This window comes from Pseudomonas sp. LSJ-87, from assembly GCF_032971465.1.
Classification (GTDB): Bacteria; Pseudomonadota; Gammaproteobacteria; order Pseudomonadales; family Pseudomonadaceae; genus Aquipseudomonas; species Aquipseudomonas putida_Z.
The window spans coordinates 143,096-168,786 of sequence record NZ_JAWJYQ010000001.1 but is presented as its reverse complement, the minus strand read 5'-3'; the positions used below and the strand labels follow the sequence as shown (position 1 = coordinate 168,786).

Annotated in this window: 19 protein-coding genes; 16 read left to right on the top strand and 3 right to left on the bottom strand. The window is 63.2% G+C overall.

The annotated features are described in order from the left end of the window. Positions 1 to 30: 30 nt before the first annotated feature. Together RYH74_RS00685 and RYH74_RS00680 are read left to right on the top strand one after the other, a co-directional pair. Complete coding sequence (locus RYH74_RS00685) at positions 31 to 579, top strand: hypothetical protein (protein ID WP_075046614.1); 549 nt, start codon at positions 31 to 33, stop codon at positions 577 to 579. A 209-nt stretch (positions 580 to 788) separates the two neighbouring features. Beyond that, positions 789 to 2,213 (top strand): PhoPQ-activated protein PqaA family protein, encoded by a 1,425-nt coding sequence (locus RYH74_RS00680; protein ID WP_317408823.1) that lies wholly within the window; start codon positions 789 to 791, stop codon positions 2,211 to 2,213. Between the two features lie 151 nt (positions 2,214 to 2,364). Here the strand turns inward: RYH74_RS00680 and RYH74_RS00675 are convergent, their stop codons facing one another. Next, on the bottom strand, positions 2,365 to 2,769 hold the full coding sequence (locus tag RYH74_RS00675) for a YkgJ family cysteine cluster protein (protein WP_003259873.1): 405 nt from the start codon (positions 2,767 to 2,769) through the stop codon (positions 2,365 to 2,367). Between the two features lie 185 nt (positions 2,770 to 2,954). Here RYH74_RS00675 and RYH74_RS00670 point away from each other — a divergent pair, with 185 nt between their 5' ends. The 5 genes from RYH74_RS00670 (at position 2,955) to RYH74_RS00650 (ending at position 8,313) form a co-directional block, all read left to right on the top strand. Continuing rightward, positions 2,955 to 5,405 (top strand): glycogen/starch/alpha-glucan phosphorylase, encoded by a 2,451-nt coding sequence (locus tag RYH74_RS00670; protein ID WP_075046612.1) that lies wholly within the window; start codon positions 2,955 to 2,957, stop codon positions 5,403 to 5,405. Between the two features lie 249 nt (positions 5,406 to 5,654). After that, positions 5,655 to 6,665: a class 1 fructose-bisphosphatase gene (locus tag RYH74_RS00665; RefSeq protein WP_025340932.1), complete on the top strand. Its 1,011-nt coding sequence runs from the start codon at positions 5,655 to 5,657 to the stop codon at positions 6,663 to 6,665. Between the two features lie 3 nt (positions 6,666 to 6,668). After that, a complete protein-coding gene (locus RYH74_RS00660; protein ID WP_063912031.1) occupies positions 6,669 to 7,265 on the top strand; it encodes a DUF924 family protein in 597 nt (198 codons plus the stop codon). Positions 7,266 to 7,489: 224 nt separating this feature from the next. Beyond that, a complete protein-coding gene (gene bamE / locus RYH74_RS00655) occupies positions 7,490 to 7,744 on the top strand; it encodes an outer membrane protein assembly factor BamE (protein WP_003249234.1) in 255 nt (84 codons plus the stop codon). Then, a complete protein-coding gene (locus tag RYH74_RS00650; RefSeq protein ID WP_025340931.1) occupies positions 7,741 to 8,313 on the top strand; it encodes a lipocalin family protein in 573 nt (190 codons plus the stop codon). The genes bamE and RYH74_RS00650 overlap by 4 nt, the downstream gene beginning before the upstream one ends. A gap of 170 nt (positions 8,314 to 8,483) precedes the next feature. On the opposite strand, the gene RYH74_RS00645 is transcribed toward RYH74_RS00650, so the two are convergent. Then, complete coding sequence (locus tag RYH74_RS00645) at positions 8,484 to 9,848, bottom strand: formimidoylglutamate deiminase (RefSeq protein WP_075046611.1); 1,365 nt, start codon at positions 9,846 to 9,848, stop codon at positions 8,484 to 8,486. Positions 9,849 to 9,993: 145 nt separating this feature from the next. On the opposite strand from RYH74_RS00645, the gene hutC reads away from it, so the two are divergent. From hutC to hutG, 7 genes are all read left to right on the top strand, one after another. Beyond that, entirely contained in the window at positions 9,994 to 10,704 is a 711-nt protein-coding gene (gene hutC, locus RYH74_RS00640; protein ID WP_013974563.1) for a histidine utilization repressor, read from the top strand. Beyond that, the gene (locus tag RYH74_RS00635; protein WP_075046610.1) at positions 10,701 to 11,273 is read left to right on the top strand and encodes a HutD family protein; all 573 of its coding nucleotides are present in this window, start codon (positions 10,701 to 10,703) and stop codon (positions 11,271 to 11,273) included. Before hutC ends, RYH74_RS00635 begins: the two co-directional genes overlap by 4 nt. Positions 11,274 to 11,528: 255 nt before the next feature. Continuing rightward, entirely contained in the window at positions 11,529 to 13,202 is a 1,674-nt protein-coding gene (gene hutU, locus RYH74_RS00630) for a urocanate hydratase (RefSeq protein WP_317408822.1), read from the top strand. Between the two features lie 107 nt (positions 13,203 to 13,309). Beyond that, positions 13,310 to 14,842, top strand: a complete 1,533-nt coding sequence (hutH, locus tag RYH74_RS00625; RefSeq protein ID WP_003259868.1) for a histidine ammonia-lyase — start codon at positions 13,310 to 13,312, stop codon at positions 14,840 to 14,842. Positions 14,843 to 14,999: 157 nt separating this feature from the next. Beyond that, complete coding sequence (locus RYH74_RS00620) at positions 15,000 to 16,403, top strand: amino acid permease (RefSeq protein ID WP_075046609.1); 1,404 nt, start codon at positions 15,000 to 15,002, stop codon at positions 16,401 to 16,403. A gap of 16 nt (positions 16,404 to 16,419) precedes the next feature. Next, positions 16,420 to 17,625: an imidazolonepropionase gene (gene hutI, locus RYH74_RS00615; protein ID WP_317408821.1), complete on the top strand. Its 1,206-nt coding sequence runs from the start codon at positions 16,420 to 16,422 to the stop codon at positions 17,623 to 17,625. A 10-nt stretch (positions 17,626 to 17,635) separates the two neighbouring features. Then, a complete protein-coding gene (gene hutG / locus RYH74_RS00610; protein ID WP_317408820.1) occupies positions 17,636 to 18,439 on the top strand; it encodes an N-formylglutamate deformylase in 804 nt (267 codons plus the stop codon). Positions 18,440 to 18,498: 59 nt separating this feature from the next. On the opposite strand, the gene RYH74_RS00605 is transcribed toward hutG, so the two are convergent. Further along, positions 18,499 to 24,024 (bottom strand): dermonecrotic toxin domain-containing protein, encoded by a 5,526-nt coding sequence (locus tag RYH74_RS00605; RefSeq protein WP_317408819.1) that lies wholly within the window; start codon positions 24,022 to 24,024, stop codon positions 18,499 to 18,501. Positions 24,025 to 24,194: 170 nt separating this feature from the next. Here RYH74_RS00605 and pip point away from each other — a divergent pair, with 170 nt between their 5' ends. Both pip and dtd read left to right on the top strand, forming a co-directional pair. Further along, positions 24,195 to 25,166, top strand: a complete 972-nt coding sequence (pip, locus tag RYH74_RS00600) for a prolyl aminopeptidase (RefSeq protein ID WP_013974556.1) — start codon at positions 24,195 to 24,197, stop codon at positions 25,164 to 25,166. Continuing rightward, the gene (gene dtd / locus RYH74_RS00595) at positions 25,163 to 25,600 is read left to right on the top strand and encodes a D-aminoacyl-tRNA deacylase (RefSeq protein ID WP_075046605.1); all 438 of its coding nucleotides are present in this window, start codon (positions 25,163 to 25,165) and stop codon (positions 25,598 to 25,600) included. The genes pip and dtd overlap by 4 nt, the downstream gene beginning before the upstream one ends. The last annotated feature ends 91 nt before the right edge of the window (positions 25,601 to 25,691 follow it).

Sequence of the window (25,691 nt, the reverse complement as noted above, 5' to 3'; positions counted from 1 at the left end):
TTTTGCTATTTGAATTAGCAGGAGGGACGTGTGCAGTCATTTTCTGGATTCATCAAGTTGCTCAGAGTGTCCCCTCCTTTGAAGCGTGCTCAATTGCTTGCGATTGTCGTGATTACGATGCTTGCAGGTGTTGCGCTTTATTACAGTCAGCTGGAAATATATAAGGCCCCTGATTTGTCTAGGCTGCTAGTTATCGAGGGGCGAGTATCCGGTTATCCAGACGTTTGGGAGCATAACCGTTCGCTAGTACATTTTGGCGTAGCATATAAGCTTGATGGAAAGCGGGAGGGTAAACGTGTCTATACTTACCGGAAGTTGTATGAGGCATCGAGGCTTCGTATCAATAGAAAGGTTATTCTTACAGTGGAGCGTGGGGATGATGGTAGCACCGTGCGTGAACTCGCCACGTTGGACGGGCAAATACTCTATGACGATCGTCTCAAACAACAGGTCGTGGTTTGGAACAATGAATCGATAATGTCCACGGTCGTGTTGGGTACCTTGGCATCAATAGTGACCGCCATAGCCGCGATCGTTATGGTTGTACTTCATCTGCGCGACCTTGCTCGGCAGGGTTGATATAGAACAGAGCACTTCCCATTCTTGCTCATCCGGGTCCCAAACTCCCCCAGTCGCATGGCCGGGGGCGTTTTTGTTTGTTTGGCGCAGGTTTTTGTAGGGGATATCTCAAGCTCAAGTAGGCTGTATCTTTCACGGCCTTTTGCGTCTTGTACGTGCTTGTTGTGATGCCTAGCGTGGAATGAATTCTCAAAGCAGGAAGCATGTCCATGAATTACCGTTTAGCGCTGGCCATCCCCTGCCTGATGGCAGGTTTGCAGGCTTGCACCGTGCATGACTGTGCCAACCCGCGTCCTCAGGATGTCGTCCGGTGCCATATTGGCAAGGTGCGCCAGGCACCCTTGGAATCCGTATTGATCGAGCAAACCTCAGAGCCAGGCTATGTATTCCGCCGCCTGCAGATGGTTTCGCAGGTGTGGGACCCAACCCCGGTGGTTGAGCCGCGTCGCTGGGAGCATGATGTCGAGTTGCACATCCCAGGTAATGGGGTGCCCGGCAATGCCTTGCTGGTGGTAAACAACGGTGTGCGGCATGGGCCGGCGCAAAACCCGGACTACACGCGAGAGGTGTTGCGCGAAGTCGCTCTGAAGACGCAGGTGGCCGTGGTCATGATCAGCGATGTGCCCAATCAGTACGTGACCTTCAGCGATAACGAGAAGTCCTTGCGCGAGGATGACGCCGTGGCCCATACCTGGGCTCATGCGCTACGCGGCGCCGTGCCGGAATTGCCACTGCACGTGCCGATGGCCGCGGTGGCAAGCCGGGCGATGGATCTGGCTGAGCAGGAGCTGGCAAAGCAAGGGCTCACGGTGGACCGCTTCATTATCACAGGTGCCTCCAAGCGCGGCTGGAGCGCGTGGCTCACGGCCTTGGCCGATGAACGGGTGATGGCCATCGTGCCAAGTGTGATCGATGTGGCGGACACCTCTGACATGCTGGCCGGATTGCGCAAGCGCTATGGTGGTCACTGGCCCCTGGCGCTGGGTCCCTACCAGCAGGCTGGTGTTCTGCAGCAACTGGGCACCCCAGCTTTCGATCGGCTGATGGCGACGATGGACCCGATGCAGTACCTGAACGAGAAGGGGCAGCGTCTGGCGATTCCCAAATACCTGGTTTCCGCCAGTGGTGATGATTTTTTCGCCCCTGACCCGATTACTGATTATCAGCAGCGCCTGTCGGGCCAGACCAGCCTCAGGGTGCTGCCGAATTCGGACCATGGTGGGGTGCGTCAGGCGGTAGTCAGCACCCTGGTGCCTGCGCTGACGCGCTTGCGCGATGGCACACCTTTGCCAAGCGTGCAGGTGTCGGCCAGCGGGGATGCCGGGCAGATGAGCGTCGACTTCTCTGAGCTGCCAGTGGCGGTGAAGGTGTGGACGGCGAGCAACAGTCAGGACCGCGACTTCCGTTTTGCCTGCGGGGTGCGCTACCAATCCGAGACGCTCGCTCCCATGCAGAACTTCACCCTGCAGCGCACGCCGCCGGCGGTGGGATGGCAGGCGCAGTTCGTCGAAGCGAAGTTTGCTGATGGCTTTATCGCTACCAGCCCGGTCAGCGTGCTGCCGCAGACCTATCCCGAACACCCACCGGCGGAGCAGGGTGATGCGTGCAGGAGCTTTCCCTCTGGCGGAAAGTAGAAATCTGGCTTGGCACATAATTGGCCAGCAGTGGCCGCTTTGCGGCCCTTCGCGGGCTTGCCCGCTCCCACAGGTGTGTCGCTGAGCCCATGATTTGCGGGACCCTTGTGGGAGCGGGCAAGCCCGCGACGAGGCTCTTTAAGGCTAGCGATCAGCGCCCGACCACCTTGGGCTTGTACGCACAATACCCCGGCCGCGGCCCGACCTTGGGGTGGTTGCGGCAGGTATCCGGCCGCTTGTCATAAATGGTGCACAGCCGGCTTTTACGATCCAGGTACAGGCAGTCATCATTGCTCATCCGGGTCAGGGTGAAGATCCCCGACTTCTGGTTGAAGCGTTCGATGATGCCGTCCTTCTGCAGGCGCTTGGCGATATTCTTCGGCGGTTCGTCTTTCTCGAACTCGTCGACCACGCCGATACGGATCAGATCCTTGATCTTCACCTCCACCGGCAGGGTGCAGCAGGTCGAATGGCAGCCATGGCACATGTTGCTGGTATAGCGCTGCCAGGTCTCCAGGCGGTCGACTTCGGCCGCGGCGATCAGGGTCGTTTTCATCGTTATGGGGGTGTATCACGGTCTTGGGGCGCGCGATCATACCGGAATTGTTCAATTTATGAACAACCTTTTGCCGGAATCGCAGAGTGGGCATGAAAACTGCGAACGCTAACTGTCACTCCCTGTCGAAGGGTCTAGGCTCAAAAGTCTCCCTCCGCTTTCGTCAACTTGCCCGAGGATGCCGCATGTCCCAGGAACCCAAAGCTCGTGACGCCGAGGTGGCCGAATTTCGCGCCGCTGTACTGGACAAGCTGACCTACGCGGTCGGCAAGGACCCGGAGCACGCTTTCGACCACGACTGGTTCGAAGCCATCGCACTGGCCGCGCGCGATCACATGGTCGATCACTGGATGGACCACACCCGCCAGGCTTATCGCCGCAGCCAGAAGCGGGTCTATTACCTTTCCCTCGAATTCCTCATCGGCCGCTTGCTGTACGACAGCCTGAGCAACCTGGGCCTGCTCGACATTGCCCGCGATGCACTGGAAGGGCTGGACGTGGACCTGGAGCGCATCCGCCTGCTCGAGCCCGATGCCGCGCTGGGCAACGGTGGCCTGGGCCGCCTGGCGGCGTGCTTCATGGAGAGCATGTCGACCCTGGGCATCGCTGCTCACGGTTATGGCATCCGCTACGAGCACGGGCTGTTTCGCCAGGCCATGGTCGATGGCTGGCAGCAGGAGCAGACCGAGAACTGGCTGGACTTCGGCAACCCCTGGGAGTTCGAGCGCGCCGAGGTGATCTACCCGATCAGCTTTGGCGGCAGCGTCGAAACGGTGCACGACACCCACGGCCAGCAGCGCCAGGTGTGGTGGCCGGGCGAGACCGTGCGAGCGGTGGCTTATGACACCCCGGTAGTCGGTTGGCGCGGGGCCAGCGTGAATACCCTGCGCCTGTGGCGTGCGCGGGCGCTGGAAGAGCTGCACCTGGAACGCTTCAATGCCGGTGACCACCTGGGTGCGGTAGCCGAGGTGGCGCGGGCCGAGAGCATTTCGCGGGTGCTGTACCCGGCCGATAGCACCGAGGCGGGCCAGGAGCTGCGCCTGCGCCAGGAGTACTTCTTCGTCTCGGCTTCGTTGCAGGACTTGCTGCGCCGCCACCTGAACATGCACGACAACCTGCTCAACCTGCCGGATGCGGCGGCCATCCAGCTCAACGACACCCACCCGTCGATCGCCGTGGCCGAGCTGATGCGCCTGCTGGTCGACCAGCATGAAATCCCCTGGGATACCGCCTGGGAGCTGACCGTCGGCACGCTGGCCTACACCAACCACACCTTGCTGCCCGAAGCCCTGGAAACCTGGCCGGTGGCGCTGATGGAGCGCATGCTGCCGCGGCACATGCAGATCATCTACCTGATCAACGCCTACCACATCGACGCGCTGCGGGCGAAAGGCCTGCACGACTTCGACGTGCTGCGGGCCGTGTCGCTGATCGAAGAAGACAACGGCCGCCGGGTGCGCATGGGCAACCTGGCGTTCCTCGGTTCGCACAGTGTCAACGGTGTATCGGCGCTGCACAGCAAGCTGATGAAAAGCACGGTGTTCGCCGAACTGCACAAGCTCTACCCGCAACGGATCAACAACAAGACCAATGGCATTACCTTCCGCCGCTGGCTGTACCAGTCCAACCCGCAGCTGACCGCCATGCTGGTCGAGGCGCTGGGCCCTGAATTGCTGGACGACCCCGAAGGGCGCCTGGCCAATCTGGTGCCGTTCGCCGACAAGAGCGGCTTCCGCAAGCAGTTCGCCGCGCAGCGCCTGCACAGCAAGCGTGCCCTGGCCAGCATCATCCAGGACCGCCTGGGCGTTACGGTGAACCCCGAAGCGTTGTTCGATGTGCAGGTCAAGCGCATCCACGAATACAAGCGCCAGTTGCTCAACCTGCTGCACACCGTGGCGCTGTACCAGGCCATGCGCAACGACCCCGGTACCGACTGGGTGCCGCGGGTGAAGATTTTCGCCGGCAAGGCCGCGGCCAGCTATCACCAGGCCAAGCTGATCATCAAGCTGGCCAACGACATCGCCCGGGTGGTGAACAACGACCCGACCGTGCGCGGCCTGCTGAAGGTGGTATTCCTGCCCAACTACAACGTCAGCCTGGCTGAAAGCATCATCCCGGCGGCGGACCTTTCCGAGCAGATTTCCACCGCCGGTTACGAAGCCTCCGGCACCAGCAACATGAAGTTTGGCCTGAACGGCGCGCTGACCATCGGCACCTTGGATGGTGCCAACGTCGAGATGAGCGAGCAGGTGGGTACCGAAAACATGTTCATCTTCGGCCTTACCGCGCAGCAGGTGGAGGCCAGGCGGCGCGACGGGGACTTTGGCGCCAGTGCGGCGATTGCCGCGTCCAGCCGCCTGAACGACGTGTTGCAGGCTGTTCGCAGCGGGGTGTTCTCACCGGACGACCCGTCGCGCTATAGCGCGCTGATTGACGGGCTGGTGGCTCATGACCGCTTCCTGGTGTGTGCCGATTTCGATGCCTACTGGGATGCCCAGCGACGGGTCGAGGAGCTGTGGCACACGCCGCAGGAATGGTGGCGCATGGCGGTGCTGAATACCGCGCGGATGGGCTGGTTCTCCTCGGACCGGACCATTCGGGAATATGCCAGCGAGATCTGGAAGGCGCTGGATTGAGGAAAAGGGGCCGCTGTGCGGCCCATCGCCGGCAAGCCAGCTCCCACCTCGACCGCGTCGACCTCGAGCCATGTGCAGTCCCTGTGGGAGCTGGCTTGCCGGCGATGGGCTGCACAGCAGCCCCAACCGACCATCGGCTTGGTGCTTGCTGAACTTCAGGGGCTGAAGTCGAGTCTCTTTGCTCGCTAGCCCGCAACTCTCCCTGTAAACTGCGGGGGTTTTTATCCCCCAATCCTTTCGGAGCCATACATGTCCCGCGTTACCCTGAGTCGCTATCTGATTGAGCAGACCCGCAGCAACAATACCCCTGCCGATCTGCGCTTCCTGATCGAAGTGGTGGCGCGTGCGTGCAAGGAAATCAGCCATCACGTGTCCAAAGGCGCCCTTGGTGGTGTGCTGGGCAGCATGGGCACTGAAAACGTGCAGGGCGAAGTCCAGAAGAAACTGGACGTGATTTCCAACGATATCCTGCTGGAAGCCAACGAGTGGGGCGGCCACCTGGCCGGCATGGCTTCCGAAGAAATGGACAACGCCTACCAGATCCCGGGCAAGTACCCGAAAGGCGCCTACCTGCTGGTCTTCGACCCGCTGGACGGCTCGTCCAACATCGACGTCAACGTTTCGGTCGGCACCATCTTCTCGGTACTGCGTTGCCCTAACGAATACCTGAGCCAGAACGAAACCCTGAACGAAAATGCCTTCCTGCAGCCAGGCACCCAGCAGGTCGCGGCCGGTTACGCAATCTACGGCCCGCAGACCATGCTGATCCTGACCCTGGGCAACGGCGTCAAGGGCTTCACCCTGGACCGCGAACTGGGCAGCTTCGTCCTCACCCACGAAAACATCCGCGTGCCGGAAAGCACCGCAGAGTTCGCCATCAACATGTCCAACCAGCGCCACTGGGAAGCCCCGGTTCAGCGCTACGTGGGCGAGCTGCTGGCAGGCGAGACCGGCCCGCTGAAGAAGAACTACAACATGCGCTGGATCGCCTCGATGGTGGCCGACGTACACCGCATCCTGACCCGTGGCGGCCTGTTCATGTACCCACGTGACGCCCGCGAGCCGAGCAAGCCGGGCAAACTGCGCCTGATGTACGAAGCCAACCCGATGTCGTTCATCATCGAACAGGCCGGCGGCGCCTCCACCAACGGTTACGATCGCATCCTCGACATCCAGCCAGAAAGCCTGCACCAGCGTGTGTCGGTAATCCTCGGCTCGAAGGAAGAGGTCGAGCGCGTCACCGCCTACCACAAGGAGTAAGTCATGCTCGCACCTTGGCAGCCGTTGCTGGAGTGGTGGTTCGGTTGGGGCACCAGTCCCCAGGCCGTGGCTGACGAGAAGAGCACGCTGTGGTTCGGCAAGCATCATGATGCCGAGGCCCATGCGCTGTTTGGCGAGCTGGTCGAGCATGCCCTGGCGGGTGGGCTCGACGAGTGGCAGCAAAGCCCGCAGGGCTGGCTGGGCCTGCTGATCCTGCTGGACCAGCTGCCGCGCATGATCTACCGCGACACGCCGCGTGCCTTCGAGGGCGACCGGCGTGCCCAGGTGGTGGCGATGCAGGGTTTGCAGAAAAACTGGGATTACCAGCTGTTGCCGATCCAGCGGGTATTCGTGCTGCTGGTGCTGGAGCATGCCGAGGTGCTGGACTGGCAGAACCTGTGCGTCGAGCGCTACCAGTTGCTGCTGGACGAGCAGCCCGAAGCCAACCGCCGGTTGTTCGAAGGCTTCCTCGACTACGCCGAGCAGCACCAGCGGGTAATTGCCCGTTTCGGGCGCTTCCCGCACCGCAACCTGGTGCTGGAGCGGCCGAGTACCAGCGAAGAGATGGACTTTTTGCTGGAGCCTGGGTCCAGGTTCTGAGGCTTCGTGGCCTGCTGTGCAGGCCGTCGCGACGCAAGGCCGCTCCTTCACGGGGCGGCCTTTTTGTTTGGGCGGGGTAATTCTTTGTGATTAATCGCACAGTAGTGGCCATCCGACCAATGGCGTAGGGGTAGAGGAGGGAGGTCAGGGAACCTGGGAGGGTTTTTACCGTCGAAGGTCACTGCAGGCCACTCGCCTGTATCCCCTCTCCAGGAGTGTCCTTCATGTCGTTGCGTTCCCTCGCCCTGTTGTCGCTGTGCGTCGTCCTGACTGCCTGCAGCAAGATCAACCAGGAAAACTATTCCAAGATCAAGGCCGGTATGAACAAGGCCGAGGTCGAGCAACTGCTCGGCACGCCGACCGAGTGCTCTGGTGCGCTGGGGATGAGCAGCTGCACCTGGGGGGACGAGAAGAGCTTCATCAGTGTGCAATACGCGGCTGACAAGGTGCTCATGTATTCAGGGCAGGGTCTCAAATGAGGCATCTGTATCTGCTGATGGGGGTATGCCTGGCGTTGCTGCTGGGCGGTTGTGCCGGCTCCGTGCATGACCCGCTGGCGCCGAAAACCGCGGGCAACATCGACCTCAAGCGCTACCAGGGCAAGTGGTACGAGCTGGCGCGCCTGCCGATGCGCTACCAGACCGGCTGCGAGCAGTCCGAAGCGCACTACAACCTCCGGCTCGATGGTAGCCTCGGCGTGCTCAACCGCTGCCGCACCATGGGTGACGAATGGCTGCGCGCCGAAGGGCATGCGAACATCCAGGAGCCGGGGCACACCGACAAGTTGTGGGTCGAGTTCGACAACTGGTTCACCAAGCTGGTGCCAGGGGTGGCGAGGGGCGAGTACTGGATTCTGTATGTGGATGATCGCTACCGCACGGCGGTGGTCGGCAGCCCGGACCGCAAGCACTTGTGGATCCTGTCGCGTACGCCGACGCTACCGGCCTGGGAGCGCGAGAACCTGATGTCCAAGGCCCGGCAGCAGGGGTATGACACCAATCGGCTGATCTGGCGTGCGTCGGACCAGCAGATCGTCAAGAGGCACTGAGGTTCAGAGTAGTTGTGGGTGATGAGCCTACTCGCAACCGCGATGTATGGCACCGGCTTCGCCGGTGTTCGCGGGTGAACCCGCTCCCACAGGTACTGCACCGCATCTGAGTTCAGCGCCTGACCTGTGGGAGCGGGTTCACCCGCGAATGCGATAGAACTGCCGGCAGATCAGCCCAAAAGCTGCCGCAGTACTTTGGCAAACGCCAGCGCGCTTTGCTCTTCCTGCGCATGCCGCCCCTGGCGCACCACCCACTGCCCATTCACCATCACATCCCGCACCTGGCGATCGCCCCCGGCAAACAGCCAGCGGTTGAGAATCGCATCCCCATCGGCCATGGCGATGTAAGGGTCCTGCCCGTCGAGCACCAGCCAGTCGGCGCGCTTGCCCACGGCCAGTTCCCCGACCGCCTGCCCCAGCGCCTGCGCGCCGCCCGCCAGCGCAGCGTCATACAGCGTGCGCCCGACCATCGGCTGGTCGCCGCGATACAGGCGGTTACGCCGCTGGTCGCGCAGCCGCTGGCCGTATTCCAACCAGCGCAGTTCCTCCACCACGCTCAGCGACACATGGCTGTCCGAACCAATGCCCATGCGCCCACCCTGTGCCAGATAGTCCACTGCCGGGAAAATCCCGTCGCCCAGGTTGGCCTCGGTGGTCAGGCACAGCCCGGCTACCGCGCCACTGCGGGCCATGGCGGTGACTTCATCCGGCTCGGCATGGGTGGCATGCACCAGGCACCAGCGTGGGTCCACGTCCACGTGCTCGTACAGCCACTGCAGCGGGCGCAGGCCGCTCCAGGCCAGGCAGTCGTCGACTTCCTTCTGCTGCTCGGCGATATGGATATGCACCGGGCACTGCTTGTCGCTGGCTGCCAGCACTTCGGCGATCTGCCCGGGCGTCACGGCGCGCAGCGAATGGAAGCACAGACCCAGTTGCTGCGCGGGTTGCGCGGCCAGCAGCGGGGCCAGCTGCGCTTGCAGTTGCAGGTATTGTTCGGTGGAGTTGATGAAGCGCCGTTGCCCGTCATTCGGGGCTTGGCCGCCGAAGCCTGCGTGGCTGTACAGCACCGGCAGCAAGGTCAGGCCAATGCCGCTGTCGGCTGCAGCCGCGCTGATGCGCCGGGACAGTTCGGCCGGGTCGGCGTAGGCCTTGCCGGCCTGGTCATGGTGCACGTAGTGGAACTCGGCGACCGAGGTGTAGCCGGCCTTGAGCATTTCGATGTACAGCTGGCGGGCGATGACCTGCAGCTGCTCCGGGCTGATCTGGCCGACCAGGCGATACATCAGGTCGCGCCAGGTCCAGAAACTGTCGTTGGGGTTGCCGGCGACTTCCGCCAGCCCAGCCATGGCGCGCTGGAAGGCATGCGAGTGCAGGTTGGGCATGCCGGGCAGCAGCGGGCCGGCCAGCCGCTCGGCGCCTTCGGCCGAGGCACCCGGTTCGATGCGGGCTACATGGCCCTCACTGGTGACCTCGATGCGGACATGGCTGGCCCAGCCCGTGGGCAGCAGGGCGCGTTCGGCGAAGTAGGCGGACATCGGTGAAAATCCTGTTATTGTTAACTTGTATATACATATACAGGCGTTTGCCTGCCGGGTAAACTGCGGCAAGCTACCGCTCATTCCATTTGCACAAGGATCCAACGCCGTGCCGACACCACCTGTCTCCGCGCTGGTTGCCCAGATGGGCGAGGGCCCGGCTCCGCTGTACGCCCGGGTCAAACAGATGATCATCCAGCAGATCGACAACGGCAGCTGGCCACCGCATCACCGAGTACCCTCGGAGAGCGAACTGGTCAGCGAGCTGGGCTTCAGCCGCATGACCATCAACCGCGCCCTGCGCGAACTTACCGCCGAAGGCCTGCTGGTGCGCATGCAAGGGGTCGGTACCTTCGTGGCCGAGCCCAAGGGGCGTTCGGCGCTGTTCGAGGTCAACAACATCGCCGACGAAATTGCCGCGCGTGGCCACCAGCATAGCTGCCAGGTGATCACCCTCACCGAGGAAACGGCTGGTTCCGAGCGGGCCCTGGCCCTGGACATGCGCGAAGGCCAGCGGGTGTTCCACTCGCTGATCGTGCATTTCGAGAACGGCGTGCCGGTGCAGATCGAGGACCGCTACGTCAATGCGGCGATTGCCCCCGACTACCTCAAGCAGGACTTCACCCGGCAGACGCCTTACGCCTACCTGTCGCAGGTGGCGCCGCTGACCGAGGGTGAGCACGTGGTCGAGGCAATCCTGGCCGAGCCGGAAGAATGCCGCCTGTTGCAGATCGAGCGGGGCGAGCCCTGCCTGCTGATCCGCCGCCGCACCTGGTCCGGCCGCCAGCCGGTGACCGCCGCGCGGCTGATCCACCCCGGTTCCCGTCATCGCCTGGAAGGACGTTTCAGTAAATGAGTCAGCTGCAGTTGTTGCGTGCGCAGGCCTACCCGCGCATGCCGTGGAAGAACGGTGGCGGTTTCACCGAAGAGATTACCCGCGACAGTGGCGAAGGCCTGGACGGCTTTGGCTGGCGCTTGTCGATTGCCGATATCGAGGAGTCCGGCGGGTTTTCCACCTTTGCCGGCTACCAGCGGATCATCACCGTGCTGCAGGGTGACGGCATGCGCCTGCTGGTCGACGGCCAGGCCAGCAGGCCGTTGCTGCCGTTCGATGCCTTCGCCTTCAGTGGCGAGAGCCAGGTCAGCTGCAAGCTGCTGGGCGGGGCGATCCGCGATTTCAACCTGATCTATGCACCGCAGCGCTACCGGGCACGGTTGCAGTGGTTCGATGGCACCAGCCGCTTGTACAGTTCGGCGTCGACGGTGTTGCTGTTCGCTGCCAGCAGCCAGGTCGAGGTGGGCATTGCCGGGCGCGAGACGCAGCGGTTGGGGTTGTATGACTGCCTGCGGCTGGAGGGCAATGACCAGTTGCTGGGGTTGGATGTGCAGGGGCGGTTCTGCCTGATCGAACTCGTTTCACGTTGAGATAGCCGGGGGCTGCTGCGCAGCCCTTCGCGGGCTTGCCCGCTCCCACAGGTACAGCGCACGCCTTGAAGGCAGTGGAGCTCTCTGTGGGAGCGGGCAAGCCCGCGAAGGGTCGCGCAGCGGCCCCATTTCTTTTGCCATTCAGCGGAAAAGTCCAATTATTTTGGTTGTCCATGCTTGTACATACAAGTAAAGGTGTGTTTGTATATCTACCACGACATACCCGCCCGCGGACGACCGCAGAGGACCTTTCCCGTGACCGACAACAACAAATACCGTGACGTTGAAATCCGTGCCCCACGTGGCAACAAGCTGACTGCCAAAAGCTGGCTGACCGAAGCGCCACTGCGCATGCTGATGAACAACCTCGATCCACAGGTCGCAGAAAACCCGAAAGAACTGGTGGTGTACGGCGGTATCGGCCGCGCTGCCCGTAACTGGGCGTGCTACGACAAGATCGTCGAGACCCTGACCCGCCTGGAAGACGACGAAACCCTGCTGGTGCAGTCGGGCAAGCCGGTCGGCGTGTTCAAGACCCACAGCAACGCCCCGCGCGTACTGATCGCCAACTCCAACCTGGTGCCGCACTGGGCCAACTGGGAACACTTCAACGAACTGGACGCCAAGGGCCTGGCAATGTACGGCCAGATGACCGCCGGCAGCTGGATCTACATCGGCAGCCAGGGCATCGTCCAGGGCACCTACGAAACCTTCGTCGAAGCCGCTCGCCAGCATTACGGCGGCAGCCTGAAAGGCAAGTGGGTACTGACCGCCGGCCTGGGCGGCATGGGCGGCGCCCAGCCACTGGCCGCCACCCTGGCCGGTGCCTGCTCGCTGAACATCGAATGCCAGCAGAGCCGCATCGACTTCCGTCTGGAAACCCGCTACGTCGACGAGCAGGCCACTGACCTCGACGACGCCCTGGCACGCATTGCCAAGTACACCGCCGAAGGCAAGGCCATCTCCATCGCCCTGCACGGCAACGCTGCCGAAATCCTGCCAGAGCTGGTCAAGCGCGGCGTGCGCCCGGACATGGTCACCGACCAGACCAGCGCCCACGACCCGCTGAACGGTTACCTGCCAGCCGGCTGGACCTGGGAACAGTACCGCGACCGCGCGCAGACCGAGCCGGCTGCAGTGGTCAAGGCCGCCAAGCAATCGATGGCCGTGCACGTGCAAGCCATGCTCGACTTCCAGAAGCAGGGTGTCCCGACCTTCGACTATGGCAACAACATCCGCCAGATGGCCAAGGAAGAAGGCGTGGCCAATGCCTTCGACTTCCCAGGCTTCGTGCCGGCCTACATCCGCCCGCTGTTCTGCCGTGGTATTGGCCCGTTCCGCTGGGCGGCGCTGTCCGGTGATGCCGAAGACATCTACAAGACCGACGCCAAGGTCAAGGAACTGATCCCCGACGACGCCCACCTGCACCGCTGGCTGGACATGGCTCGCGAGCGCATCAGCTTCCAGGGCCTGCCGGCACGTATCTGCTGGGTTGGCCTGGGCCTGCGCGCCAAGCTGGGCCTGGCGTTCAACGAAATGGTACGCAGTGGCGAGATGTCGGCACCGATCGTGATCGGCCGTGACCACCTGGACTCCGGTTCGGTGTCCAGCCCCAACCGTGAAACCGAAGCCATGCGCGACGGTTCCGACGCTGTCTCCGACTGGCCGCTGCTCAACGCCCTGCTGAACACCGCCGGCGGTGCTACCTGGGTTTCGCTGCACCACGGTGGTGGCGTGGGCATGGGCTTCTCCCAGCACTCTGGCATGGTCATCGTCTGCGACGGTACCGATGAAGCCGCCGAGCGTATCGCTCGCGTGCTGACCAACGACCCAGGGACCGGTGTGATGCGTCATGCCGATGCCGGTTACGACATCGCCATCGAGTGCGCCAAGGAGCAGGGTCTGGACCTGCCGATGATCACTGGCTGATCGCCACGCTTTGGATCGCACCCCACAAGGGGTGATACTGAACAACAAGAAGGAGCACGCAGGCACTCACAAACGGGCCTGCGGCTCCACGCGATTGGAGTAGTGAAGTGACCGAATTGACCCTCAAGCCCGGCACCCTGACCCTGGCCCAGCTGCGCGCCATCCATGCCGCGCCCGTGCGCCTGCAACTGGACGCCAGCGCCGCGCCGGCCATCGACGCCAGCGTTGCCTGCGTCGAGCAGATCATTGCCGAAGACCGTACCGCCTACGGCATCAACACCGGTTTCGGCCTGCTGGCCTCGACCCGCATCGCCAGCCACGACCTGGAAAACCTGCAGCGCTCGCTGGTGCTGTCCCACGCCGCCGGTGTCGGCGCGCCGCTGGATGACGACCTGGTGCGGCTGATCATGGTGCTGAAGATCAACAGCCTCAGCCGTGGCTTCTCCGGCATCCGTCGCAAGGTCATCGACGCGCTGATCGCCTTGGTCAACGCCGAAGTCTACCCGCACATCCCGCTGAAGGGTTCGGTGGGCGCCTCCGGCGACCTCGCCCCGCTGGCGCACATGTCGCTGGTGCTGCTGGGTGAAGGCAAGGCCCGCTACAAGGGCCAGTGGCTGCCAGCCACCGAAGCCCTGGCCGTGGCCGGCCTCGAGCCGCTGACCCTGGCCGCCAAGGAGGGCCTGGCCCTGCTCAACGGCACCCAGGCGTCCACCGCCTATGCCCTGCGTGGCCTGTTCCAGGGCGAAGACCTGTACGCCGCTGCCATCGCCTGCGGCGGCCTGAGCGTCGAAGCCGCACTGGGCTCGCGCTCGCCGTTCGATGCGCGGATCCACGAAGTGCGTGGCCAGCGCGGCCAGATCGACACTGCTGCCTGCTTCCGTGACCTGCTGGGCGACTCCAGCGAAGTGTCGCTGTCGCACAAGAACTGCGACAAGGTCCAGGACCCGTACTCGCTGCGCTGCCAGCCGCAGGTCATGGGCGCCTGCCTGACCCAGCTGCGCCAGGCCGCCGAGGTACTGGGCATCGAAGCCAACGCCGTGTCGGACAACCCGCTGGTGTTCGCTGCCGAAGGTGACGTGATTTCCGGCGGTAACTTCCACGCCGAGCCGGTGGCCATGGCCGCCGACAACATCGCCCTGGCCATCGCTGAAATCGGTTCGCTCAGCGAGCGCCGTATCTCGCTGATGATGGACAAGCACATGTCCCAGCTGCCGCCGTTCCTGGTGGAAAACGGCGGGGTCAACTCGGGCTTCATGATCGCCCAGGTCACCGCTGCTGCCCTGGCCAGCGAGAACAAGGCCCTGTCGCACCCGCACAGCGTCGACAGCCTGCCGACCTCGGCCAACCAGGAAGACCACGTGTCGATGGCCCCGGCTGCCGGCAAGCGCCTGTGGGAAATGGCCGAAAACACCCGTGGCGTGCTGGCCATCGAATGGCTGGGCGCCTGCCAGGGCCTGGACCTGCGCAAGGGCCTGAAGACCTCGGCCAAGCTGGAGCAGGCGCGCCAGGCGCTGCGCAGCGAAGTGCCGCACTACGACCGTGACCGTTTCTTCGCGCCCGACATCGAAAAGGCCGTGGAACTGTTGGCCAAGGGTCGCCTGACCGGCCTGCTGCCGGCTGGTGTGCTGCCAAGCCTGTAATGCCCCCAGGGGCCGCTGTGCGGCCCATCGCCGGCAAGCCGGCTCCCACAGATGGAGATGCGACACACCATCTCTGTGGGGGCTGGCTTGCCGGCGATTGGGCTGCAAGGCAGCCCCCTTCGATCTCACGACCACAAAAACAATTTAAGGACGTGACATGCAACAAGCTCAAGGTCTAAAGCGCGGGCTAAGTGCCCGCCACATCCGCTTCATGGCCCTCGGTTCCGCCATCGGCACTGGCCTGTTCTACGGCTCCGCCTCGGCCATCCAGATGGCCGGCCCGGCCGTGCTGCTGGCCTACCTGATCGGCGGCGCCGCCGTGTTCATGGTCATGCGCGCCCTCGGCGAAATGGCTGTGCACAACCCGGTCGCCGGCTCGTTCGGCCACTACGCCAGCACCTACCTAGGCCCCATGGCCGGCTTCATCCTTGGCTGGACCTACGCCTTCGAGATGGTCATCGTCGCCATCGCCGACGTCACCGCCTTCGGTATCTACATGGGCTTCTGGTTCCCGGAAGTGGCCCGCTGGATCTGGGTGCTGGGCATCGTCTTCCTGATCGGCGGCCTCAACCTGTGCAACGTCAAGGTCTTTGGCGAAATGGAATTCTGGCTGTCGCTGCTCAAGGTCGGCGCCATCGTGGCGATGATCCTGGCCGGCCTCGGCATCATGGCCTTCGGCTTCAGCCAGGTAGGCACCGGGCAGGCCGTGGGTGTCAGCAACCTGTTCGACCACGGCGGCTTCATGCCCAATGGCGTGGGTGGCCTGATCGCCTCCTTTGCCGTGGTGATGTTCGCGTTCGGCGGCATCGAGATCATCGGCGTCACCGCCGGTGAGGCCAAGGACCCGCAGCGGGTCATCCCCAAGGCGATCAACGCCGTGCCGCTGCGCATCCTGCTGTTCTACGTGCTCACCCTGTTCGTGCTGATGTGCCTGTTCCCATGGCCGCAAATCGGCAGCCAGGGCAGCCCGTTCGTGCAGATCTTCAGTAACCTGGGCATCGGCTCTGCCGCCGCGGTGCTGAACATCGTGGTGATTTCTGCCGCGATCTCGGCCATCAACAGCGACATCTTCGGCGCCGGCCGCATGATGTACGGCCTGGCCCAGCAAGGCCACGCGCCGCGCGGCTTCAGCAAGCTGTCGAAGCACGGCGTGCCGTGGATGACCGTGGTGGTGATGGGTGCTGCGCTGCTGATCGGCGTGCTGCTCAACTACCTGATCCCGGAGAACGTGTTCCTGCTGATCGCCTCGATCGCTACCTTCGCCACCGTGTGGGTGTGGCTGATGATCCTGCTCACCCAAGTGGCCATGCGCCGCAGCATGAGCCGTGAACAAGTGGCCCAGCTACAGTTCCCGGTACCGTTCTGGCCTTACGGCCCGGCCATGGCCATTGCGTTCATGGTGTTCATCTTTGGCGTGCTCGGTTACTTCCCGGATACCCAGGCGGCACTGCTCGTCGGCGTGGTCTGGGTGGTGTTCCTGGTGGCGTCCTACCTGCTGTGGTGCAAGCCGCGCGCAGGGCAGGGCGAACCGGTAGCGGAACCGGCCGAGCTGCACCGCTAAGTACAGGAGTCAATGTATGAGAACCGTCTGGCAGCACTGCCATGTGGCAACCATGGCCGAAGGCCGTTACTCGGCCATCGAGGACGCGGCCATCGTCACCGACGCCGGGCTGATCGAGTGGATCGGCCCACGCGTCGAGCTGGTGTCGGTCGATGCCGAGCGTACGGTGGACCTGGGCGGCGCCTGGGTCACCCCGGGGCTGATCGACTGCCACACCCACGCGGTGTTCGGTGGCAACCGCAGCGGCGAGTTCGAGCAGCGCCTGCAGGGCGTGAGCTATGCCGAAATCGCCGCACAGGGCGGTGGCATCGCCAGCACCGTGCGGGCCACCCGCGCGGCCAGCGAGGACGAGCTGTTCGCCAGTGCTCGCCAGCGGGTCCAGGCGCTGATGCGCGATGGCGTGACCACCATCGAGGTCAAGTCCGGCTACGGCCTGGACCTGGCCAACGAGCGCAAGATGCTGCGCGTGGCCCGGCGCCTGGCCGAGGAGTTGCCGCTGGCGGTGCGCGCCACCTGCCTGGCAGCCCATGCCTTGCCGCCGGAATACGTCGGCCGGGCTGACGACTACATCGCGCACATCTGCGATGAAATGCTGCCGGCCCTGGCCGCCGAAGGCCTGGTGGACGCAGTGGATGCCTTCTGCGAACACCTGGCGTTCTCCCCGGCCCAGGTCGAGCGGCTGTTCATCAAGGCGCGCGAGCTGGGCCTGCCGGTCAAGCTGCACGCCGAACAGTTGTCGTCGCTGCACGGCTCCAGCCTGGCGGCGCGCTACCAGGCGCTTTCGGCTGACCATCTGGAATTCATGACCGAGGAAGACGCCATTGCCATGGCAAAAGCCGGCACGGTCGCCGTGCTGCTGCCGGGAGCGTTCTACTTCCTGCGCGAAACCCAGCTGCCGCCGATGGACGCCTTGCGCCGCCATGGCGTGAAGATTGCCCTGGCCAGCGACCTCAACCCCGGCACCTCGCCAGGGTTGTCGCTGCGGCTGATGCTGAACATGGGCTGCACCTGCTTCCGCATGACCCCGGAAGAAGCCCTGGCCGGCGTCACCGTGCACGCCGCCACGGCGCTGGGCCTGGGCGACAGCCACGGCTCGCTGGAAGTGGGCAAGGTCGCCGACTTCGTCGCCTGGCAGATCGAACGCCCCGCCGACCTGGCCTACTGGCTGGGCGGCGACCTGCCCAAGCGCGTGGTGCGCAAGGGCCACGAGATTTCCAACTGAGTGAGGCACGATGGACAAGGTACTGAGTTTTCACCAGGGGCGCCTGCCGCTGCTGATCAGCATGCCCCATGCCGGCCTGCAACTGTCGCCGGCGGTACGAGACGGCCTGGTCGACCAGGCGCGCAGCCTGCCGGACACCGACTGGCATATTCCACGGCTGTATGACTTTGCCCGTGACATGGGCGCCAGCGTGGTGGCGGCGGAGTATTCCCGCTTCGTCATCGACCTGAACCGGCCGGATGACGACAAGCCACTGTACGTTGGTGCCACCACCGGCCTGTACCCGGCCACGCTGTTCGATGGCGAGCCATTGTTCAAGGACGGGCTGGTGCCGACAGGCGAGGAGCGCAAGCAGTATCTGGAGCAGATCTGGCGCCCCTACCACGACACGATTCGTCGCGAGCTGGCGCGGCTGCGCGAGCAGTTCGGCTACGCCCTGCTGTGGGACGCCCATTCGATCCGTTCGTTGATCCCGCACCTGTTCGACGGCAAGCTGCCGGACTTCAACCTGGGTACTTTCAACGGCGCCAGCTGCGACCCGGCTCTCGCCGAACGGCTGAAAGAGATGTGCGCCCAGGCCCAAGGCTACAGCCATGTGCTCAATGGCCGCTTCAAGGGCGGGCATATCACCCGGCATTACGGCAATCCGGCCAACCACATCCATGCGGTGCAGCTGGAGCTGGCGCAGAGCACCTATATGGAAGAGACCGAGCCGTTCGATTACCGCGAAGACCTGGCTCGGCCGACACAGGAGGTGTTGAAGCAGCTTCTGCAGGCAGTGCTGGACTGGGGCAAGGCGCGTTACGGGCGATGAAGTTCGCCAGTAAGAATGGCGACGCGATGCAGGTCATGCGCGTCGCCAGTCACTATGGGTCAGTTGTTGTTGATCTGCTTGATGGTAAGTTCGCGCAGTAGCTCCTTCTCTTCCTGGTCCTTGTCATCTTGCAGGCCTTGCTGCAAGTTCAACTCGTCCTGAAGCGAGTGGTCCTTGCTGGCCAGCTCGAGCACCCGCAGGCGGAAACGTGCGTCTATTTCGGCGAAGCGGTCGGCACACTCGGCGCGCAGGCGCGTGGTCCAGTCCGTATTCGCCAGCATGTAGTCGACCAGTGCATCGCTCAGTTCACTTTTCCGGACCTTTTCCAGCACACTGGATAGCTCATCGCGCGCCAGGTTCGCAGCACCTCGAAAACGCATGCTGTCGGCGATCGGCAGGTCCAGTTCCCTGGCCAGTTCCCGGCGGTAGGCCAGGCGTACCGAGACCAGGTCACCCGAGCCAGTCCGTTGGTTGGCCAGCAGCTCCAGCTGTTCGATCCGGAAAAGCTGTAACAGGCGGCGACGCAGTGCTTGCAGGGAATCGCCGGCGTCGACCAACAGGCGTTGGCTCATCAGGTACAGTTCAATATTGTTGAACTCCTGCAACGCTCCGTCATGGCAGGTCTGCGAGCCGGTTACCGGGTCTGGCAATGCCGCTGCGGCGATGCTCTCCATGATCGGGCGTTCGCTTTCGTTGCTTGCAGCCACCACCAGCATCAAGCGCACCCGTTCGCAGAAGGTGGCTCGCGTATTCGGGTCAACGTATGGGGCGGCATTGTGCAAACGGCCCGCCAGACGCAATAGATCACTGCCCTCGAGCCGCTCCCAGCAGTCCTGCAATGCGGCATTCTGTGCCTCACTACCCAGCATCCAGTCCTCCAACCTGGGCGTATCATCGCCCAGCAGTGGGAAGTGAGGGTGGTCGAGAGATCCTTCGCTGGAAGAGTCGAAGAACATCAGGTCGTCGGGGATATCCAGGGCAAAGGAATAGCTGTGCTGGCTGTCCGAGAACGTGCGTACCCGCAGGATGGTTTCAAGAGGCAGCGGGTTGTCGAACAAGGCGATCGACGAGATTGGCATGGGATTGTTCAGGTTCGTCAGGATGTGCTCGGGCAACTGGGTGATGTTGTTCGAGCTCAGGTCCAGAAGTTCCAGTGGCAGCAAACTGTCACACCAGCTGGGCCAGGCTTGCAGGTTCATGTTGGTCAATGCGAGTGACTGCAGGTTGCTGGCCAGCGATGCGGGCACATGGTCGATGCTGCCTGCACGGTTGCCCGACAGGTCCAGCGAGGTCAGGTTTCGCAGCCCTGCGAAAATGTCCATCATGGCCTGGTCGACCTCCAGACCCATGTTGCGAAACTCCAGGTAGGTGAGTTGGGGAAGGCGAGCCAGGGCGGATGCCAGCGAGGGCATGGCGGCCTGGTGTTCATCTATGGTCAGCCGGCTGATGTTAGGGAACCGGCTGAGTAGTTCATCGAGCTGTGAGGCGCTGCCCCGCAACCGCGTCAGGCTGAGTGCACGTACGCGGGCGCCGAAGAACGCTGGGAGCCGCCTGGGGAAATGCTCGATGGCCACATCCTCGAGTTGCAGGCGCAGGTATGACTGGCCCTGCTCCTGTTGTTCCCAGAATTGATCGATCGCTGACGCGATACGCTGCCTGTCCGCCAGTGCGGCCTGGGTCAATGGGTTGCTCGAACTGGATGCCTGGGCCCAGCCATCGATCGCATCGCGCATCTGCCGTCGCTCATCGCGAATGCGTGCGAGCTGTTCGGAAAGTGCTGCTGGCTGGTCCGTGGTGATACCCGAGGTGTCGACATGCTCATTCAGCAACAAGCGCTGCAGGTGAGATTCATTGATGCTGTTGCCTTCCAGCGAGATCACCGGTGGGGTGGTCAGCATGTCCGCTTCATGAAGCAGGAACGAGGGCAACGACCTGAGATTGTTGTGGCGCAACGACAGGTGGGCAATGCGCGCCAGGGCGTCGCTGCCAATCCCGATCGGCCATTGGGCCAGCTGCATCTGGTCCAGGCCCAGGTAGTCCAGGGTCAACTCATGGAAACTTGGCCTGTTGCTCTGCGCCAGCCGGTTCCCACTCAGGTCCAGGTATCTCAATTGGCGAAGCCCTGACAGCAGGTTCAGGTCGCTTTCGGAGAGCGTCATGTTCTGGTTGGTGAGCACCAGTTGTTGCAAGCCTGGCAGGCACTCGGTGATGGTGGGCACGCTGAACAGGAAGGGCGAGGGCGTTGCCCTGGGGTCAAACGGACGGCTGATTTCCAGCGACTCGATCTGCGGCATCTGCCTGAGCAGGCGTTGCAGCAGGCGCTCGTTTTGCGCCCAGCCCGCCAAGGACCCTGACGGTAAGTCGATCAGGCTCAGGCTGCGCACGCGTGCGTTGAAAAAAGCGGGCAAGGTGAGGGGCACGTCGGCAAGGGGGACGCGGGCGATACGCAGTTCTGTGGTGGGCCCGGTGCTCTCGTCCAGCGCAGTGTCGTACCAATGTTGCATGATCGAGTCACGCAGGCTGTCGTAGTCCTGTGCTGCCTGGTCGCTTGCCGGCGAAATGGCTTCGCTCCAATCGTCCAGGCTGCTTTGCAGCTCGTTGCGCTGCTCCAGTAGTGTCTGCAAATGTTCGAATATCTGCAGTTGCGTACGGCCGCGGCTGGCAAGTGCCAGCAGAACCTGATCCGCCGAGCGGCCGGTGCGTTCGGCGAGCCCTGTGGCTTCGATAGCTTCGAGCAGACGCTGGCGGGTGATGCCATGGGTGGCCGGGCCGCCGCCACTGAGCGGGTAGCCCAGGCGGCCATCGGCCAGGCGCATGGGAGAACGATAGCCTGGGCGTACGGGCTGCATGCCCAGCAGCACCCTCAAGGCCGGGCGGGGCAGCAACGGGCTTTCCTGTACAAGGCGCTGCAGCGCTTGCTGATCGGCGACACCCATGCTTGCCATGGCCGCTGGCAGTGCCTCGTACAATGCAGCGTAAAGGCTTGAATACACCATGACCGCCGCGCTGGGCAGGCTTTCGTCGTGGACGATGTACCCTGCCTGGGCATGGGTGATGGTCTTGAATGGGCGGGTGTCCAGTGTGCCTATGGCATGATCCTGGGTCGGCCAGGACATGCGCTGGAGCAGCCGGAGCCTGGTCTGTGCAGGCCAGCCTGGCAAGCGTTCGAGCGTATGCACGATCAACAGGTCGCTATCCCAGTTCGGCACGCTGGACAGGTACAGCCCTTCGCAGGCGCGGGCAAGGCGAATTTGTTGCTGGTAGATGCGGGCTTCTTCGGCAAGGCGCAGTGGTACCTTGCCGTTGTCGAGTATCTGCAGTTCGTTGGCACTGGCCTCGCGCGCCAGCTCATTGGCGACTGCTGACGGCAATTTCGGATACGCCCTCTGGAGGGCCTCGGCGCCCGGCGCCAGGTCGCGCGAAAGGCCGGCGTAGGCCCTGGCAAACTCAGCGGGCCGAGTGCTCTCGTCCGCCAGCTGGCGGACCGTATCGTCCAGCTTGAAGCGTTGCAGGGTGTCTTCCAGCAAGGCCGGCAGCCGCTGGCTTTCGGCCAGGGCCCGGCGCAGCTCGTCTTCGTGTACGCCGCTGACGGCGATAATCCGTTGCAGCGTCGGCTCGTCGAAGTGCCCACTCAAGTGGCCGATGCGGCGCAGGAGTGTCATGCCCGACCAACTCAGTGGCTTGTCCGTAACGTGCAACCATGCTCCGGCACCGTTGTGCCGCACTGGCGGCTGGTAACGGCGAGGACTTGCAGGGTGTTGCAAACGATATTCGCCAGTCGTTGGCGTTTGGCTGACGATGTACTGATTGCCCTGCAGTACCAGCCAGCGTTTGCCTTGGTGATGCCGTAGGCCCAGTTCGTCCGGTACCAGGTCATGGGGCAGTGTCTCGAAGCTCTGGTAAGGCGTGAGGTCGGGTTTCCACAGCCTCATCTGACCATCGGATGTTTCCACGTCTTCCAGTTCTTCGATGAATGAAGGCGTTTCTACAGGAATACGGGCTATCCCTGGTTCCTCGTCCTCTGGCTCTTCTACCGCCGGACCTTCCGAAGGCGTGCCGGTTTCGCTGCCCTGCGAGCCTCTCAATGCTTTGGCTGCTGCGCTGAGGGCGGCCATGACGGCCACGTTTTCGATCACATCGAGCAGATAGCCATAGGCAGTATCACGCTCGTCGTTTTCCCAGGCGTCGATCCCTTCATACACCTCATGGGCCAGCTGGGCCAGGCAAACGGCAAGCATTGCCTCGCCAAGCCCCGGCACGAAGAAGCCGGCGATGTTCAAGGCCGTAAGCACACGGCCGGCGATCAGTTCCCGATGGGCTTGCGTGGTGCGCCGGTCGACGATTTCGGTTGGCGTGGCGTGGAACAGCACATCCTTTTCATGACGCTGGGCCTTCTGGAAAGCCATCACGCCTTGGAAGGCGTGGCTGAAAGGCTTCATGACCGGATACAGGGTGGCGTGCGGGTCCGGAACACGTTCATGCAAGCCGCGGGCACTCCAGGCGAGGGGCATGAGCCGGTCCTTCAGGCGGGTGGTTATCGGCGCCTTGTCGCGGTCGGCGAGGTGCTTGTCCAGGTAGCCGATATCGGCCTGGAGCCTGTCGCGCAATTCGTCGTGCATGGCTTGCTGGCTGGTGAACTCCTTGAGGGGCGTGGTGCTGTCTTCAGGGATGTACAGCGCCACGGCCTGATGCCCTTCAGCTTGCAGGGTAATGAGCACAACGCCGGTCAGCTCGGCTTCCCACAACTCGAGCAAGCTGAATGTCACCGGCGAAGAGGGCGATGGCGCCTGGTCAAGTGGTGTGGCGAGAACGGCGGAATATAGCGTTTCGCTGATATCACCCTTGAGGCGGGCGAAATGCAGGGATTGCCGGAATGCCGAGACCTCGGCACGCCCCAAGATTTCATAAACGGCCAGTGCGGCTTCATCGGCGCCGAGTGACGGCGTGGCCACCGGGTAGTAGATGGCATGTACCTGTTCGTGATACTTGCCGCCGATATCCAGCGTGCGACACAAGTCGGCGAAGTCTTCGGCGGCGATATCCAGTGCATTGGTGATCGGCACGGTGCCCATGAAGCGCCGGTGATCGACGATGACCGACCTCTTGAGCAGGGAGGCGGGCGCATCCATGCCGTGTTCGGCAGCGGCGGCCTGGTCGAAGTTGTGCAAGGCGCAGTGCAGCAGCGAGCGTGTAGCCCGGTCTACGGCCTGGCGGCTGTCGATGGCGTCGGTCGTTTCGATCAGGCGGGCATCGACGAGGTAGGTGTTGCGCACATCCAGGTCAAGCCTGAATCGCTGCTTGATGGCATCGGTGAGTGCCTTGGTGGCGTAGGTTTCCAGGGTTGGAAGCTGTTCGAACAGCTTGTGCACCTGCACCTGGTGCTCGCGGTGGCGTGCGTGCTCTTCCTGGCATGCCTTGGCGACCTCCGGTTGTTGCTGGAGTGCCGTCACCAGCCAGGCAGGGGGCTGATGCCAGTTGCGCAACGCACGTCGGGTTTCTGGCGGAGCCTGCTTGAGCCAGGTGGGGATTCTGCGCTCGATGGTGGCGTAATGAACACTAGGCACGGCAGTGACTGCAGTTGGCATGGCGAGGCCCTTGCTTGAGTTGGGGCGAGGGACTATCGCGGGCCAGCCTGAGCTGCTGGAGGTAGATATATGTGCCCTTGAGGTGCGGCGGCATCAGCGCGGGCAGTGCTCAAAGCGCAATTCAGGTTTATGATGGCCCACGGCCGAATAATCCTCACACGGAGTGCGCAATGCAGACCCTGTACCCGCAGATCAAACCCTACGCCCGGCACGATCTGGCCGTGGAAGCGCCGCATGTGCTGTATGTCGACGAAAGCGGCTCGCCAGAAGGTCTGCCGGTGGTATTCATCCACGGCGGCCCGGGCGCCGGTTGCGACGCCCAGAGCCGCTGCTACTTCGACCCGACCCTGTACCGCATCATCACCTTCGACCAGCGCGGCTGTGGCCGCTCCACGCCGCACGCGAGCCTGGAAAACAACACCACCTGGCACCTGGTCGAGGACCTCGAGCGCATCCGCGAGCACCTTGGCATCGACAAGTGGGTGCTGTTCGGCGGCTCGTGGGGCTCCACCCTGGCCCTGGCCTACGCCCAGACCCACCCCGAGCGGGTGCATGGCCTGATCCTGCGCGGCATCTTCCTGTGCAGGCCCCAGGAAATCCAATGGTTCTACCAGGAAGGCGCCAGCCGCCTGTTCCCCGATTACTGGCAGGACTACATCGCGCCAATCCCGCCGGAGGAGCGCGGTGACCTGGTCACGGCCTTCCACAAGCGCCTGACCGGCAACGACCAGATCGCCCAGATGCACGCGGCCAAGGCCTGGTCCACCTGGGAAGGCCGTACCGCCACCCTGCGTCCCAACCCGCTGGTGGTCGACCGCTTCTCCGAGCCGCAGCGTGCACTGTCGATCGCCCGTATCGAATGCCACTACTTCATGAACAACGCCTTCCTCGAGCCGGACCAGCTGATCCGCGATCTGCCGAAGATCGCCCACCTGCCGGCCGTGATCGTGCATGGCCGCTATGATGTGATCTGCCCGTTGGACAACGCCTGGGCGCTGCACCAGGCCTGGCCGAACAGCGAACTGAAGGTGATCCGTGACGCTGGCCACGCGGCTTCCGAGCCGGGCATCACCGATGCCCTGGTGCGTGCCGCCGACCAGATGGCCCGGCGCCTGCTCGACCTGCCCCTGGAAGAAGCATGAGGGGCCTGCTGCAGCGCGTGCGTGGTGCGCGGGTGGAAGTAGCGGGGGAGGTGGTAGGTGCCATCGACCAGGGTTTGCTGGTGCTGGTGGCCGTCGAGCCTGAAGATTCCCGTGAGCAGGCCGACAAGTTGTTGCACAAGCTGTTGAACTACCGGGTGTTCAGCGACGAGCAGGGCAAGATGAACCTGTCGCTCAAGGATGTGGGGGGAGGTTTGTTGCTGGTGTCGCAGTTCACCCTGGCGGCAGACACCCGCAACGGCATGCGCCCGAGCTTCTCGACGGCAGCGCCACCGGCCCTCGGCGCCGAGTTGTTCGACTATCTTTTGCAGCAGGCGAAGGCCCAGCACGCCGATGTGGCAAGCGGGCAATTCGGTGCAGACATGCAGGTGCACCTGGTCAATGATGGCCCCGTAACATTTATGTTACAAATGTGAGTGTAAAAAACCCCTTGTTCACAGGAAAACAAGGGGTTTTGTACGATAAATAGTTGTTCCAGCCTGATGCGTTGTCACGCGACCTGCTGGA